Source organism: Arthrobacter sp. AL05 (assembly GCF_029960715.1).
Classification (GTDB): domain Bacteria; phylum Actinomycetota; class Actinomycetes; order Actinomycetales; family Micrococcaceae; genus Arthrobacter.
This window is the reverse complement of the sequence record NZ_JASBRC010000012.1, coordinates 1-14,405: the sequence shown is the minus strand read 5'-3', so window position 1 is coordinate 14,405 and position 14,405 is coordinate 1. Positions and strand designations below refer to the sequence as shown.

Annotated in this window: 14 protein-coding genes; 10 read left to right on the top strand and 4 right to left on the bottom strand. The window is 66.9% G+C overall.

Annotated elements, in window-relative coordinates; genetic code table 11:
• The first annotated feature begins 28 nt into the window (after positions 1 to 28).
• A complete protein-coding gene (locus QK287_RS14215; RefSeq protein ID WP_282360508.1) occupies positions 29 to 1,936 on the top strand; it encodes a glycogen debranching N-terminal domain-containing protein in 1,908 nt (635 codons plus the stop codon).
• Here the strand turns inward: QK287_RS14215 and QK287_RS14210 are convergent.
• On the bottom strand, positions 1,933 to 2,673 hold the full coding sequence (locus QK287_RS14210) for a phosphatase PAP2 family protein (protein WP_226773205.1): 741 nt from the start codon (positions 2,671 to 2,673) through the stop codon (positions 1,933 to 1,935). The two genes, QK287_RS14215 and QK287_RS14210, sit on opposite strands and share 4 nt — an antisense overlap.
• Before the next feature lie 55 nt (positions 2,674 to 2,728).
• Positions 2,729 to 3,328: a YdeI/OmpD-associated family protein gene (locus tag QK287_RS14205; RefSeq protein WP_226773204.1), complete on the bottom strand. Its 600-nt coding sequence runs from the start codon at positions 3,326 to 3,328 to the stop codon at positions 2,729 to 2,731.
• Between the two features lie 94 nt (positions 3,329 to 3,422).
• On the opposite strand from QK287_RS14205, the gene QK287_RS14200 reads away from it, so the two are divergent.
• The 6 genes from QK287_RS14200 to QK287_RS14175 all read left to right on the top strand — a co-directional run bounded on the left by QK287_RS14200 (position 3,423) and on the right by QK287_RS14175 (position 9,083).
• A complete protein-coding gene (locus QK287_RS14200) occupies positions 3,423 to 4,184 on the top strand; it encodes a VOC family protein (protein ID WP_282360507.1) in 762 nt (253 codons plus the stop codon).
• 43 nt (positions 4,185 to 4,227) lie between these two features.
• Positions 4,228 to 4,767: an NUDIX hydrolase family protein gene (locus tag QK287_RS14195; protein WP_226773202.1), complete on the top strand. Its 540-nt coding sequence runs from the start codon at positions 4,228 to 4,230 to the stop codon at positions 4,765 to 4,767.
• Positions 4,768 to 4,843: 76 nt separating this feature from the next.
• Positions 4,844 to 5,881, top strand: coding sequence for a DUF6707 family protein (locus tag QK287_RS14190; protein WP_282360506.1), 1,038 nt, complete (start codon positions 4,844 to 4,846; stop codon positions 5,879 to 5,881).
• Positions 5,882 to 5,930: 49 nt separating this feature from the next.
• On the top strand, positions 5,931 to 6,656 hold the full coding sequence (locus tag QK287_RS14185) for an SRPBCC domain-containing protein (RefSeq protein WP_282360504.1): 726 nt from the start codon (positions 5,931 to 5,933) through the stop codon (positions 6,654 to 6,656).
• A gap of 33 nt (positions 6,657 to 6,689) precedes the next feature.
• The gene (tgt, locus tag QK287_RS14180; protein WP_226773199.1) at positions 6,690 to 7,988 is read left to right on the top strand and encodes a tRNA guanosine(34) transglycosylase Tgt; all 1,299 of its coding nucleotides are present in this window, start codon (positions 6,690 to 6,692) and stop codon (positions 7,986 to 7,988) included.
• Positions 7,989 to 8,138: 150 nt separating this feature from the next.
• Entirely contained in the window at positions 8,139 to 9,083 is a 945-nt protein-coding gene (locus QK287_RS14175) for a hypothetical protein (RefSeq protein WP_282360503.1), read from the top strand.
• 105 nt (positions 9,084 to 9,188) lie between these two features.
• On the opposite strand, the gene QK287_RS14170 is transcribed toward QK287_RS14175, so the two are convergent.
• On the bottom strand, positions 9,189 to 9,884 hold the full coding sequence (locus QK287_RS14170; RefSeq protein ID WP_282360502.1) for a queuosine precursor transporter: 696 nt from the start codon (positions 9,882 to 9,884) through the stop codon (positions 9,189 to 9,191).
• A gap of 254 nt (positions 9,885 to 10,138) precedes the next feature.
• Here QK287_RS14170 and QK287_RS14165 point away from each other — a divergent pair, with 254 nt between their 5' ends.
• Both QK287_RS14165 and QK287_RS14160 read left to right on the top strand, forming a co-directional pair.
• Positions 10,139 to 10,795 (top strand): TetR family transcriptional regulator, encoded by a 657-nt coding sequence (locus QK287_RS14165; RefSeq protein WP_282360500.1) that lies wholly within the window; start codon positions 10,139 to 10,141, stop codon positions 10,793 to 10,795.
• 33 nt (positions 10,796 to 10,828) lie between these two features.
• On the top strand, positions 10,829 to 11,749 hold the full coding sequence (locus tag QK287_RS14160) for a TIGR01777 family oxidoreductase (protein WP_282360499.1): 921 nt from the start codon (positions 10,829 to 10,831) through the stop codon (positions 11,747 to 11,749).
• 148 nt (positions 11,750 to 11,897) lie between these two features.
• Here QK287_RS14160 and QK287_RS14155 read toward each other — a convergent pair whose 3' ends face one another.
• Positions 11,898 to 13,289 (bottom strand): MFS transporter, encoded by a 1,392-nt coding sequence (locus tag QK287_RS14155; protein ID WP_226773194.1) that lies wholly within the window; start codon positions 13,287 to 13,289, stop codon positions 11,898 to 11,900.
• Between the two features lie 142 nt (positions 13,290 to 13,431).
• Here QK287_RS14155 and QK287_RS14150 point away from each other — a divergent pair, with 142 nt between their 5' ends.
• Positions 13,432 to 14,295, top strand: coding sequence for a hydroxymethylpyrimidine/phosphomethylpyrimidine kinase (locus QK287_RS14150; protein WP_226773193.1), 864 nt, complete (start codon positions 13,432 to 13,434; stop codon positions 14,293 to 14,295).
• Positions 14,296 to 14,405 lie beyond the last annotated feature (110 nt).

Genomic DNA, 14,405 nt, shown 5'->3' with positions numbered 1-14,405 from the left:
GCCGGGGATCCAGGCATAGGGTGGGCGCATGACAGTTCAGCCAGCACTCCACCGCCAGCACTGCTCCGTTGCCGCCCCCACCCAATTGTGGCTCGATGCCGAGGGCCGGCTCTCGGGCCGCGGCGGCGGCCCGGAAGCTTCCGGCGCCGCGGGCGAGGGGTGGTTCACCGGCCTGCTGCACGGCGACACGCGGATGCTGTGCCGTGCGGAGGTGCGTGTGAACGGCCTTGAGCCGGAGCCCGCCACGATCGAGGCGGCGGCCGGCGGTGTGCTGCGGGTGCGTGGGCTGGTCCGCGGCATCCCGGGGTCCTCCGAGGACCCCGCCGTGCAGCTTCTGCAGACCTGGACGGTGACGCCCGGCGCCGTCCGGCATTCCCTGCGTCTGGCCACCTCCCTCGAGTCGCTCGACGTGGAGATCGAAATCCAGCTCGCCGCGGACTTCACCGACATGACCGCCATCCGCCTGAGCCGCTTCAGGGAGCCCTCCGGCCCGTTCTCCGCTGATGACTCCACGCTGCGCTGGCGCGACGGCGGGCGGACCCTGACCGTCGCCGCCCCCGGCAGCGTCGCCGCGGGCGAACGGCTCCTCTGGCGCGGCACGGCCGGCCGGGGATCGCCGTTCGAGGTGGAGTGGCAGGCCATGCTGGCTGACAGCGAGGATACCGTGGTGGCGGCCAGGACGCCCGCCCCGCACCGGCTACGCGCCGAACCGGCCGGTGCCCTCGGCAAGCTGCTGGACAACGCCATCGATGAACTCGCCGGGCTCCGCCTGGCCACCCGCAAGCTGCCCGACGCACCGTTCGCCGCCGCCGGGGCACCCTGGTATTTCACCTTGTTCGGACGCGACTCGCTGTGGGCCGCGCGGCTGCTTCTGCCGCTGGACGCCGGACTCGCCGCCGGAACGCTGCGCACACTGGCCGCGTTCCAGGGCACCCGGCACGATCCGGTCGCCGCGGAGGAGCCCGGCAAAATCCTGCACGAGCTCCGGTCCAAGGAATTGCTGCTGGAGAGCCAGGGCCTTCGCCTGCCCCCGGTGTACTACGGCACTGTGGACGCCACCCCGCTCTGGCTGTGCCTGTTGGCCGAACTTGGCCGGGCCGGGCTGGATGACGCCGCCGTCCGCTCGCTCCTGCCCAACGCGGCCCGTGCAGTGCAATGGCTACTGGCAGCCGGCGGTGCGCCCGGAAGCGTCAACAGCGGGTTCCTGAGCTATCAGGACGAGACCGGCCACGGTCTCAGCAACCAGGGCTGGAAGGACTCGGCGGACGCCATGCAGTTCCGCGACGGCCGCCTGGCCGAGGGCCCGATCGCGCTCTCCGAGGTGCAGGGCTACGCCTATCAAGCCGCGGTGGACACCGCCGCCCTCTTCGACGCCTATGGCGAACCCGGCGGCCAGGAGCTGCGGGACTTCGCCAAAGCCCTGCAACAGAACTTCCGCGCGCGCTTCTGGGTCCAGGACGACGGCGGGACCTTCCCTGCCATGGCCCTCGACGGGAACGGTGATCCGCTGGATGTTCCGGGCTCCAATATGGGGCATCTGCTCGGCACCGGGCTCCTGGACGCCTCCGAAGCCAGGCTCGTGGCCGACCGGCTGCTGAGTCCGGAGTTGTTCTCCGGCTTCGGCGTGCACACGATTTCGCGGCGCGCGGCCGGCTTCTGGCCGTTCAGCTACCACTGCGGTTCGGTCTGGAGCCACGACACCGCGATCGCGGTCCGGGGCCTGCTCGCCGAGGGAATGCCGGCCGAGGCCAGGATCCTCGCCGAAGGCCTGCTGGCCGCGTCCGGCTCCTTCGGTGACCGGCTGCCGGAACTGTTCGCCGGCATCACTGCCGACGAGGCCGGCCAAGCGGTGCCCTATCCGGCGTCGTGCCACCCGCAGGCCTGGTCCTCGGCCGCTGCAGTTGTGGTCGCGCAGGCCATGGGCGTGCACTTCTAGGACGTTCCGCCCGCCCCGGACGGCGCTGCGGGTGTCCCGGGGAGCGCCCGCCGGGCCTCACGGAGTCCGTCCACCAGGATCACGACCCCGACGACGGCGACAGCCAGGCCCAGGGATGCGATGACATCGGTCAGCCAGTGGTAGCCCAGGTAGATCCGGCTGAATGCCACCACCAGGGTGCCGGCGGCCGCGGCGGCAAAGCCGAGCACCGCCGTCGACGTCTTCCGGCTGCGGGACGCCAGCAGGTAGGCCAGCACCAGGAAAAAGACGCCCGCACCCAAGGTATGGCCAGAGGGGAAGGAAAACGCGTCGTCCGGTCCCAGCAGGAAGTCGCCGGCCGGCGGCCGGGCCCGGTTGACCTGGTGCTTGATGAATGTCGACAGCCCGAATGTCGCTGCCATGGCACCGATCAGCAGGGCCGGACGCCAGAGTTCGCGTTTCCGCACATACCACGCCACCGCCAGGACCACGCCGATCACAGTCATCCACAGCGGCGACGTCACTGTGGTCACGGCCGCCAGCGCGGAAGTAGCGAGGGAAGTACGCGACGCCACCAGGCCGTCATGGACGGTCCCGTCCAGGGCCGCGGGCCCCCCGTTCGCCCGGACCGCCGCCAGCGTCAGCCAAAATATGGTTTCTCCGGCCACCAACAAGGCTGCCGCGCCAAAAAACACCGCGCGCTGGGATCGCACCAGCCGCACATCAGGGGTGCGCGGTTCGCGCTGGGCAACGGGCATTGGGCTATTGTTCCAGTCGAAGCTCCCGGCAGGCCGGATGCCCGCTGGGAAATCCCTAGGGGACAGCTGGCCGTTTGGTCTGCGGATACGGGGTTTCATGCCGGGCGAGCATTTCGACGAAAGCCGCGATCTTACGCTCCCGGGTGGCTGCCTGCTTGACCGCGTTGGTCCGGTAGATCAGGGCGTACCTGTTCACGGAGGTCAGGACGTCGAACATTGCCTGTGCCCGCGGCTCGGCGGCAATGGCTGCGGCAAGGTCCGGGGGCACTTGCGCCGAAGCCGCCCCGTCGTAGGCAGCCTCCCAGCGTCCGTCAGCCTTGGCGCTTTCGACGGCGGCACGCCCGGCAGGAGCCATCCTGCCCGCCGCTTCAAGGCGGCCGATCCGCTCCACGTTCCGGGCCGACCACACACTTCTCGGCCGCCGGCGGGTCATCCGCTGAAAGGAACTCTCTCCGTCGCGGCGCCGGGCCTGTCCGTCAATCCAGCCGAAACAGAGGGCTTCCTGCAGTGCGGCCTCATAGTCGAGTTCCGTAACCGTCCCGCCTTTTTTATGCAGCACCAGCCACACGCCGGGGCTTCCCGCGTGGTGTTCCTCCAGCCAGGCGCGCCACTGGGCAGCATCCCGGACCAGCAGTTCCTCAAGTTCAGCAACCATGGCACCATTGTGCCCCGCGACTCTGACAACAGGGGTTGCTTTGGTGGGACGATATCCCTGTCAGCTGGAATCCATCACACCCCGAGGAGCAACGATGCTGCGCGTCCGCCCGATCCATTTCACCTCCCGTCTTGATGAATGGGAGCGGTTGCTCACCGCCCTGGGCATGGTCAAGACCGTCGACGAGCCCACCTGGCGGGAGTTCGACGCCGGCTCCGGCCGCCTCGCCCTACACTTCGTCGAGCCGGGCGCGGCTGAGGACGGCACTACATCCTTAGGCGTCGAAGTAGGCGATCTGAAGGAATTCGCCCGGCGGACCAAGGAGGCCGGCACCACCGCGGAACTCATCGACGCGGACCACGGCCCTTCCTGCCGCGTCACCGCCGCGGACGGATTCACTTTCCTCGCCGACCCGGCCACGCGCGCCGCCGACGGCAGCTGGGTGGAACCAGCGGACGCGGACCCGGGGATCGCCGTCGTCGAAGTCTGGTTCTCCGAAGACGCCGTCACGGCGGCTCAAACGCTGCGTGACATCGGCGCCCGGCCCCGCCCGGCCCCGGGCGACCCGGACGCCGTGGAATCCGAAGCATTCACGGCAAAGAACGGCGGGGTCCTTATGGTCGGTGCAGGCACCGGCGCCGGGCGTGCCGGCCTGGGCTTCGAATACGACGGTGACTTTGACGGCCTCCGCCAGCGCCTCATCGCGGCGGGACACGAGGCCGCGGTCATCGAGGAAGCCGCCGTCCCCACCCTGCATGCAGCCAACCCCGATGCGGACGGTGGGGCCGCCCACCCGCCGCTTTGGATTTCCGCGGCACCGGCCGGCGAACCACCGGAATCGGTGCCCGCCAGCTGAGCTGCGTCACGGTGTTCGGGCGGGGATGGGGTAGAACTTAACCATGAACGTTCGCACTCCTGACCCGAACCCCGGCTGGCTCTCCGACGATGATTTGTTCGAGGCGCGCGGCCGGTTGCCCATGGTCTACGTCGAGGCCGTTCCGGTCCGGCTGGACCCGTTGGGGTTCGTCAACGAGGTCGGTACCCTCCTGCAGGCCGAGGAGGACGGCACGATGGTGCGCTCCCTGGTGTCGGGCCGGGTGCTCTACCGCGAGACCATCCGCGCGGCCCTGCTGCGCCACATGGAGAAGGACCTCGGCCCGCTGGCCTTCCCACAGCTACCCATTAGTCCGGTGCCGTTCACTGTGGCGGAGTACTTCCCGTCCCCGTCCCACACCGGATTCACCGACGACCGCCAGCATGCGGTGGCGCTGGCCTACATCATCCCCGTCACCGGTGAATGCTCCCCCCGGCAGGACGCGCTGGAACTGACCTGGATGACCCCGCAGGAAGTCATGAGCTCGGACGTCCAGCTGGAATTCAGCGGCGGCCGCGGGGCCCTGATCCGCCAGGCCCTGGCTTTCGCCGGCGTCGGGAACTGACCGGAGCCCGCGTCCCAGACTTCCCCGCGCCTTTGTAGACTGTTGGGCGGACCGCAAGAGAATTTAAGGACTCCAGATGACTTACCCACCGGCCGCCCCGAACTACATTGAACAGCAGGCTGGCTCGTTGCAGAGCGGCGATCATCTGCTGTTGCCCGACGGCACCCGCTCTGCCGAAATCCAGCGTGTGGACATCGAAAACGACGACTTCGGGACGCCTGCCATGGTCCTGGCGACCCTCACCGGAGGCGGCGGTCTCCGGATTGCGGCAGCCTCCACGGTCCTGATTCTGGAGTCCGCGTCCGAAGCGGAAGAATCTGCCTCCGAGGATTCCGGCTCGCTCCTGCAGCTCGTCGAACCGTCGCTGGCTGACGGCGGCGTGGAATCCGGTGCCGGCGGCACAAGCGGTCCCGGGGAGGCAGCCAGCGGAGCCGTCCCCGGCGTCGTGGTCCCTCCGCTGCCGCCCGTTCCGCCGCTGGTGAGTGGCCCCAGCGACGAGGACCTCGCGCTGATCCCTGCCCCGCATGGAACGCCCGAGTCGGTCGTGGCAGCTGTGGCAGAGGCGCACCCAAGCTCGGTGAGCGTGCTGCTGCTGAGCGAACGGCTCGCCAAGGGCATCAACACGAAGTCGGGGAGTTGCCTCAAAGACCTCAGCGACCTGGCCCAGGAACTGTTCATTGTCCTCAAGGACGCCGACAACGCGCTCGCCGTTGCGGATCTGCTTAATGTGCTGCCGTTCGACGGAAACCGCGGCCGCTGGGCCTCGGTGGAGGCTTCCCTGGCCCTGTCCAGCTACATTTGCCGCCAGCTCGGCGAGACCGAACGCGCAGCCGCCTACGAGAAGTTCCTCCGCGCCCCCGATTCCATGGAGGCGGACCCGTTTAAGGCCCGGATCAACGCCAAGGTCCGCCAGCGCTCGCTGAATGAACCGAACCTTTACGACAAAGAGATCTTCCGCGCCATGGACAACTCGAATCCGGATGCGGAGCGCGAGTGGCGGCAACTGCGGCTCGAGGCGCTGCTGTTTCTGCGCGCGCACGGCGGCTCGGAAACCATTGGCGTCCCGGAGCTGGAACGCCGGATCGGCAACGAACTCGAATCCGTCCGTTCCTGAGGTGTTTTGCCCCCTACCCCCTGGTGGCCGGGCGTTGTAGATTCAGCCCATGACGAACAATCTGAGCGTTGTCATTAACTCCGACGCGCAGCAGGTTTGGACAATGCTGCGCGAACCCTCCCTGGTTGCCCAGTGGCACGGCTGGGAAGCCGATGACCAGGCGGCCGAGATCGATGAGATCTATTTCAGTCCCAAAGTCGTTGAAGGCGCCGACCACACCTCGCTCGTGGTCGACGGCGGGGATGTGTTCACCCTGAGACCGGTCCCGACCGGCACGGAGCTAAGTGTCACCCGGGCCGCAGTGGACCATCACTCCGAGTGGGCCGCCTGGGACGAGGACATCACCCAAGGCTGGCTGACCTTCATCCAACAGCTCCGGTTCGCCCTTGAACGGCACCCGCACGGCAGGCGACGGACCTTCTTCTTCTCGGTTCCCGGCACCGAGGGGTCCGCCATCGAAAGGCTCGGCCTGTCCGATGTTCCCCCGCCCGGCGAGCCGTATTCGCTCGCCCTTGCCACGGGTGAGAAGGTTGCCGGCAAGGTCTGGTTCCGGAGCAACCACCAGGTGGGACTCACAGTCCACCACTATGCAGAACACGGCGAGGGCCTGGTCATCGTGGCGGACCAGCCGGTCATCCCCGATGTCCGGCCCAACGGCGGGTCTTTGGTCATCGTCTCCACGTACGACCTCGGGGCGCACCAACTCGGATCCGTGCGCACGTACTGGGACACCTGGCGGGCTGAGAACTACCCCACATCCGATCCGCTGCACTAAGGGTTGGCGCCTGTTAGCTGGCACACTTGAACGGTGCCAGCCAATCCTGAATCACCAGTGTCATCGCCCCTGCCAGCGCGGCAGTCCGAGTTTTCCTTCCGGGTGGGAAAACGCCTTAGTGAAAGCTGTTCACCGTCGGCGTCCCAGATCGCTGCCAACGGCGGGGAGTTCCTCGGCCGGACCGGCACCATCAGCACACCGCATGGTGAGATCCAAACCCCGGCGTTTATCGCCGTCGGCACCAAGGCCACGGTCAAGGCGGTGCTGCCGGAATCCATCGCCGGGCTCGGAGCCCAGGCCGTCCTCGCCAATGCCTACCACCTGTACCTGCAGCCCGGGGCGGACATCCTGGACGAGGCCGGCGGGCTGGGCGCGTTTATGAACTGGCCCGGCCCCACCTTCACGGATTCCGGCGGGTTCCAGGTGATGAGCCTGGGCTCGGGCTTTAAAAAGGTCATCGATATGAAGTCAGTGGACCAGTCGGGGCCGGATGACGCTGTCGCCCCGGGCAAGGAGCGGCTGGCCCACGTGGACGAGGAAGGTGTGTGGTTCAAAAGCCACCTCAACGGCGACCGGCACCGCTTCAGCCCGGAAATTTCGATGAACGTCCAGCATCAGCTCGGCGCGGACATTATGTTCGCCTTCGATGAGCTGACCACCCTGCAGAATTCCCGCGGCTACCAGGAGGAATCCCTGGAGCGCACCCGCCGCTGGGCCGAGCGCTGCATCACCGAGCATTTTCGGCTGACATCGGAGCGGACCGGCAAGCCCTATCAGGCACTGTTCGGCGTCCTCCAGGGCGCCCAGTACGAGGACCTTCGACGCAAGGCCAGCCGCGACCTCGGCGCCATGAACTTCGACGGCTTCGGCATCGGCGGGGCGCTCGAGAAGGAAAACCTGGGCACGATCGTGCGCTGGTGCAACGAGGAACTGCCGGAGAACAAGCCGCGGCACCTACTGGGCATTTCCGAGCCCGACGACATCTTCACAGCGATCGAGAATGGCGCGGACACCTTCGACTGTGTCTCCCCCACCCGGGTGGCCCGGAACTCGGCTTTCTATCACCCCACCGGGCGCTACAACCTCTCCGGCGCCAAGTACAAGCGCGACTTCGGGCCGCTACAGGAAGGCTGCGACTGCTACGCCTGCCTGAACTATTCCCGCGCCTACATCCACCACCTGTTCAAGGCCAAGGAAATGGTTTCAGCCACCTTGATCTCAATCCACAACGAGCGCTTTGTGGTGAAGATGGTCGATGACGCCCGGCTTGCCATCGAGGCAGGCACCTTCTTCGACTTCAAGGCCGAGACCCTGGGCCGTTACTACTCCTAGCCGCTGGGCGGCCCTGTCGCCGAAGTCGCCGAAAGCGTGCCATGTCGCCGGAAGGCCGCGGCGAACTCGCAGGCTTCCGGCGACGTCGTGTTTCCACATAGCGACGGCGGGGCCTCCCGGGAACTCCCCGCGGCGCCCGAAACTGGCGTCATGCCTCAACAGAAGCCGCTCACGCTTCCGCCGCGTGGAAACCTTTGGCGCACTGACCAGCTAATCGACCTGGGCTACGGCTCCCGGTCCATCAAGTCGTTGCTGGACTCGGGTTCGCTCGTTCGCCTGCGGTACGGCTGCTATGCCCGTGGCAGCGTGTGGAACGCTCTGCCGGCACCGGTCCGCAGCCGGCAGTTGATCTATGCACATGCACACGGAACACTCACCACATCAACCGGGGCCTTCGCCTATAGCCACACTTCCGCAGCTCGTCTGCACCGCCTCTATCTCTGGAACGTGGACGAGCTAATCCATGTCCTGCAGCGGGTGCGCCCGTCGGCCGAGCGCCACGGCAAGGATGTTCGGTGCCACACACGACCCTTCTCCGACACTGAGCTGACACAAGTGGGCGGTCTGCGAACAACCTCGCTGGAGCGGACAGCCGCGGATTGCGCCATGCTGCTGAGCTATCGGCAGGCGCTCATCGTTATGGATCATGCGCTGCGTCTTGGTGCGGACAGGTCTCTGCTGCAGGAGATGGCTGATTCACTGGAGGGCCGCCGCGGCATCCGCACATTCCGCCGAGTACTCGACACGGCGGACGTTCGCTCGGAATCCCCCGGCGAAACGCTGACCCGGGAGCTGTTCCTCCGGCTGGGCATCTCGATGCCCGAACCGCAGGTTGAAGTCACGAGCCGGATCGGACGGCATCGACTGGACTTCGCCTGGAAGAAGGAAAAGGTGGCCGTGGAGTTCGACGGCAAGGTCAAATACTTTGACTTTCGGCCCACCGAGGAAGTGCTTTTCGAGGAACGGCGACGCGAGAAGGCCCTGACGGAGGAAGGATGGCTTTTTCTCCGTGTCGAGTGGAAAGACCTCTTCCGCGAACAGGAATTCAAGAACCGTGTGCTCCGGGCGTTGACGGGCCGGCACCACTCGTCCTGAGCCAAGAGCCCGCCGCCCCGAGTTCGCCGGATGCCCGCGAAATCGCCGGAACGTTGCGGCGACTTGGCACGTTTCCGGCGACTTCGGCGGAAGTGGAGTGAGCGCTTACGCCCCGTAGCTTGGCTCGCGCTTCTTCACCCAGCCGATGGCGAGTGAAGTCAGCGGCACAAACGCAAACTCCACGAGGGTCTTGTAGAGGAAACCCACCAGAACGTAGTTCACGAACATCGCGCCGTCGCTGATCCCGATCACGGAGGCTGCGATGCTGCAGAAGATCAGCGTGTCCACAAACTCGCCCACCCCGGAGGATCCCATCAGCCGAGCCCAGAGTGACTTTTCCCCGGTCCGGGCCTTCATCTTCACGAGGATCCAGGAGTTGATCGTTTGGCCCGCGAAGAAGGCCAGGAGCGAGGCGAATACGATCTGCGGGACCGGCCCCAGGGCGCTCTCCAGTGCGGACTGCTTGGCAAGGCCATACTCGTCCCCGAAGCCGGGGAGGGCGATGATGATCCAGTAGCACAGGGACGCGAACACCGATAGCGCGAAGCTGGTCACGATGGCCTTGCGTGCCACCTTGAAGCCGTAGACCTCGCTGATGACGTCGCCCAAAATGTACGCGAGCGGGAAGAGGAAGAACCCGCCGTCGGTGATGATGGGCCCGATCGCCACACCCTTGGATGCGCCGATGTTGGAAAGGATCAGCACCACTGCCATAACAGCCAGCATGATGCCGAAATACGGCGATCCAATGGTGGCAAACTTTGGCGGGGCGGCAGCAGGGAAGGTCTTGGCGGCAGTCATGGGTAATCCATTCGTAGTGGTTCGCTCGGCGGTCCGGAACGGTTCTGGGCCCGGGGTGGCCGGCTGTATTAGCACTGGAGGCTCCGGTGCAGCGCGCCGGGAACCGCTTCCATTCTCGCACCTTGGCCGGGCCGGCCGCCCGCCGCGGCCCAGCCCCGGCTATGGATACCTCCGCACAGCCACGCACTCACAAATTTGAACACGCTCAAAACCTGTGCCACACTTTTTGAACACGTTCAGAAATGAGGACGACCATGGCAGCCAAGAGCGATCAGACCCGGCAGCGGGTGGCGGACGTCGCATTGCGGATGTTTCGTGACATCGGCTTCGAAAAAGCCACCATGCGCGCCATTGCGGCCGAGGCCGGAGTGTCCGTCGGCAACGCCTATTACTACTTCGCGTCAAAGGATGACCTGGTCCACGAGCTCTATCTCCAGGTCCAAGGCCAGCACGCGGACAGGGCCGCGGAGGCCGTCGCCGGGCTTAACGACCTAAGCGCCAGGCTGAAGGCGACAATGCACGCGGGCCTGGACGTTATGGCGCCGTACCACCGCTTCGGCGCCGATTTCATCGCCACCGCCATCCGCCCGGCGTCGCCCGTCAACCCGTTCAACGCAGAATCCGGCAGCGCCCGGGAAGCGTCGCTGGCCATTTTCCGCGCCGCCGTAGACGGAGCACGCCCGGGGCCGCCCCGGAGGCTCCGGGCGGAACTGCCCGGGCTGCTCTGGCTGGGGTACATGGGGGTCACCCTCTTCTGGGTGTACGACACCTCGGAGGGGCAACGCCGGACCCGGAAACTTGTTGACGGCGCCGCCCCCCTGATCGCCCGCGGGCTCTCGCTCACGAGAATTCCAGGCGTCGGCAGGATCCTGGACGACGCCATGGACTTAGGCCGCACGGTCCGGGGCTAACACCGGGCATCAACTCACAATTATGGGGGAACTATGGGCGGAAGCATTGTGGTCGTGGCCGGCGCCTCTGGATTCATCGGGCGCTATTTCCGCCGCCGGTTCGGGCAGGACGGCTGGGACGTCCGGACCATCGGCCGGTCCCCCGCTGATACGGCTCGCTGGGGTGACGACAGCGCTATCACCGCCGCACTCGACGGCGCCGAACTCCTCGTGAACCTCGCGGGCCGTTCGGTGAGCTGCCGCTACACCGGGCGGAACAGGGCCCAAATCCTGAACTCCCGGGTGTCTACCACCGCGGCATTGGGCCGCGCCCTTGCACGTTGCAGCACTCCCCCCGTCGCCTGGCTGAACGCCAGCACGGCAACAATCTACCGGCACGCGGAGGACCGGCCCCAAACTGAGGACGACGGCGAGCTCGGCACCGGGTTCTCCGTCGACGTCGCCCGCGCCTGGGAAGCGGCCCTCAACCAGGCGCCGACGCCGCAGACCCGGAAGGTGGCGCTGCGGATTGCCATCGTGCTGGGGCCCGGCGGCGGGGTGATGCGGCCCTTTGCGACCCTCGCGCGGCTGGGCCTGGGCGGAGCCATGGGCCCAGGGACGCAGAAATTCAGCTGGATCCAGGTGGAGGACCTCTACCGTGCAGTGCGCTTCCTGAGCCGGCGCACCGACCTTGCCGGCCCGGTTAACATCGCGGCGCCGGACGTGGTGACCAACCGCGACCTGATGCGGGCGGTCCGCCGCACCCTCGGAGCGCCGTGGGGCATGCCCACTCCAGCATGGCTCCTCAAGCTCGGAGCCGTGCTGATCAGAACGGAGGCCGAACTGGTGCTCAAGAGCCGTTGGGTGGCACCCCGGAAACTGCTCGACGCGGGGTTCGTCTTCCTGGAGCCTGCGCTGGAACCGGCGCTGGAGCGGATTTGCGGACCCCGTCGGCCCTCGGGCGCCGCGGATTGAGTTAACGGCGACGGCGGGCCGCCGGCTTCCGGAACCGAAATCCCGCAGCCGGCAACCCGCCGAGTCCGCGCCGAGTCCGCGCCGAGTCCGCGCGGCGTCCGCCGTCGTCCCCGCCGAGTCCGCGCTTAGTCCGCGCGGCATCCACACCCTACCGGCGCGTGGCGTCGATGAGGTCCTTGCCTTCGCCGTCGCGGTCCGCTGCGGACTCCCAGGCGTGGCCCTGCTCGTGATCCAGGTGCGTGGACTTCTTATTCTTGAGCGCGAAGATGTAGACCAGCAGCGAAATGGCGATGGCCACTGTGACGTAGGTGAAGAACAGGTCCACCTGGCCGACCTTCTGCAGGGCGGCCCCGATCAGCGGGACCGTGCCGCCGAAGAGCGAGTTCGCGATCGCGTAGCCCAGTCCGACGCCGAGGGCGCGGATGGACGCGGGGAACAGCTCGGCCTTTACCAGGGCGTTGATCGAGGTGTAGCCGCCGACAATAAGCAGGCCGCCCATCATCAGCAGGAACGCGGTGAACGGATCCTTGGTGCCGGCCAGGGTGGAAAGCAGCGGCCAGGTGAACACCACACCGGTGATGCCGAACCAGAGCAGCAGCGGCTTACGCCCGACCTTGTCCGAGATGATGCCGTAGACGGGCTGGAGCAGCATAAAGATGAACAGGGCCCAGAAGTTGATCACCGAGGTCTCGGTCTTGGCGATGCCGGAGGTGTCATTCATGAACTTCAGGATGAAGTTGGTGTACGTGTAGAACGCCACCGTGCCGCCGAGGGTAATGCCGATGCAGATCAGCAGCGGCTTCCAGTAGCTGGTGAACAACAGTCTCATGGTGCCCGGCTGCGCCTGCCCGGCGACGGCGGGGGCCTTGGCGGCCTCGAGCTGTTCGGCCGAGACGGTTTCCTCCATCGAACGGCGCAGCCACAGGACTACAAGCGCGGCGACGCCGCCAATCGCGAAGGGGATCCGCCAGCCCCACTCGCCCAGATCGGCCTTGGGGATAGAGTTCTGCAGGATGACCAGAACCAGCAGGGCCAGCATCTGGCCGCCGATCAGGGTGACGTACTGGAAGCTGGAGAAGAATCCGCGGCGCTTGGTGGTGGCAGCCTCGGACATGTAGGTGGCGCTGGTGCCGTACTCGCCGCCCACCGAGAAGCCTTGGATCACGCGGATGAGGACCAGCAGGATCAAGGCCCACAGGCCGATCTGCTGCTGCGTGGGCAGGATGGCGATGGCAAAGGACCCCGCGGACATCATGGTCACACTCAGGGTCAGCGCGGCCTTGCGTCCCTTGCGGTCCGCGTAGCGGCCGAAGAACCAGGCGCCGACCGGCCGCATCAGGAACGACGTCGAGAAGACGGCCATCGCTTCGAGGCCGGCCTGGAGGTCGTCGGTGGGATTGAAGAAGTGCGACTGGAAATATGCCGCGAACACTGTATAGACGTAGAGGTCGTACCACTCCACGAGGTTGCCGGCAGATCCTTTGAGAATATTGCTGACGGCTTTTCTGGTCTGCGCCGCTTCGGACAGCTGGGTGCTCATCGATGAACCTTCCTGGATCCGGCGCCGCAAGAAAGCAACACCGTCCGCCACCCTAGTCCCGGTGATCCGGGCCACTCGGGTTGTGTTCATATTGGTCATACGCACAATGCGTCCGGATTTCCCGGGGTGGCAGGATAGATCCATGACTCCTTACGCCGTGGACAAGCTGACCTCCGACGCGGGCCCCTACCCCGCCGTCGCCCTGACCATCGCCGGCTCCGAGGCGACCGGCGGCGCCGGCGCACAGGCGGACCTGAAGACCTTCCAAGAACTCGGCGTCTTTGGTATCGCCAACCTGACCTGCATCGTGTCCTTTGATCCGAAGGACAACTGGAACCACCGCTTTGTCGCTATCGACCAGCAGGTCATCGCCGACCAGCTGGAGGCAACGACGGCGGCGTACGGCGCCGCCTCCGGTGCGCCGTCCGCGCTGGATACGGTGAAGATCGGCATGCTTGGCAGCCCGGCGACGATTTCCACGGTGGCCTCGGCGCTGGCCGCGGGACAGTTCCGCCACGTGGTGCTGGACCCGGTGCTGATCTGCAAGGGCCAGGAGCCGGGCCATGCACTGGACACCGACCAGGCGCTCAAGGCGCAGATCCTGCCGCTGGCCACCTTCGTTACGCCGAACCACTTCGAGGCCGAGTCACTCTCCGGGCTGGAGATCACCGACGTCGAATCCCTCAAGGCCGCGGCTGTGCGCATCCATGAACTCAGCGGTGCGGCGGTGCTGGCGAAAGGCGGTGTGCGCCTGGCCGGCCCGGACGCCGTCGACGTCTACTACGACGGCGAAACGCTCGAGGTCCTCTCCGCCCCGAAGGTCGGCGAGGTGGCCGTCTCCGGCGCCGGCTGCTCGCTGGCTGCCGCGGTAACGGCCGAGCTGGCCAAGGGCGCGGCGCCGCTGGAGGCAGCCCGGACCGCGAAGGAATTTGTCACGGCGGGGATCCGGAACCGCGTTCCCTCCGGTGCACCGTTCGACGCCGTGTGGCAGGGCGGCCCGCGCTAGCCCCTCCCGCGCCCGCGCTAGCCCCTCCCGCGCCCGCGCTAGCCCCTCCCGCGCCCGAGTTCGCCGGAATCGCCCCGGTTCGCCGGAAGCTTCCGGCGAACCGGGGCGAT

Coding starts and splice junctions, on each gene's coding strand:
- QK287_RS14215 (WP_282360508.1), top strand. CDS start 29: ATGACAGTTCAGCCAGCACTCCACCGCCAGCACTGCTCCGTTGCCGCC.
- QK287_RS14210 (WP_226773205.1), bottom strand. CDS start 2,673: ATGCCCGTTGCCCAGCGCGAACCGCGCACCCCTGATGTGCGGCTGGTG.
- QK287_RS14205 (WP_226773204.1), bottom strand. CDS start 3,328: ATGGTTGCTGAACTTGAGGAACTGCTGGTCCGGGATGCTGCCCAGTGG.
- QK287_RS14200 (WP_282360507.1), top strand. CDS start 3,423: ATGCTGCGCGTCCGCCCGATCCATTTCACCTCCCGTCTTGATGAATGG.
- QK287_RS14195 (WP_226773202.1), top strand. CDS start 4,228: ATGAACGTTCGCACTCCTGACCCGAACCCCGGCTGGCTCTCCGACGAT.
- QK287_RS14190 (WP_282360506.1), top strand. CDS start 4,844: ATGACTTACCCACCGGCCGCCCCGAACTACATTGAACAGCAGGCTGGC.
- QK287_RS14185 (WP_282360504.1), top strand. CDS start 5,931: ATGACGAACAATCTGAGCGTTGTCATTAACTCCGACGCGCAGCAGGTT.
- QK287_RS14175 (WP_282360503.1), top strand. CDS start 8,139: ATGCCTCAACAGAAGCCGCTCACGCTTCCGCCGCGTGGAAACCTTTGG.
- QK287_RS14170 (WP_282360502.1), bottom strand. CDS start 9,884: ATGACTGCCGCCAAGACCTTCCCTGCTGCCGCCCCGCCAAAGTTTGCC.
- QK287_RS14165 (WP_282360500.1), top strand. CDS start 10,139: ATGGCAGCCAAGAGCGATCAGACCCGGCAGCGGGTGGCGGACGTCGCA.
- QK287_RS14160 (WP_282360499.1), top strand. CDS start 10,829: ATGGGCGGAAGCATTGTGGTCGTGGCCGGCGCCTCTGGATTCATCGGG.
- QK287_RS14155 (WP_226773194.1), bottom strand. CDS start 13,289: ATGAGCACCCAGCTGTCCGAAGCGGCGCAGACCAGAAAAGCCGTCAGC.
- QK287_RS14150 (WP_226773193.1), top strand. CDS start 13,432: ATGACTCCTTACGCCGTGGACAAGCTGACCTCCGACGCGGGCCCCTAC.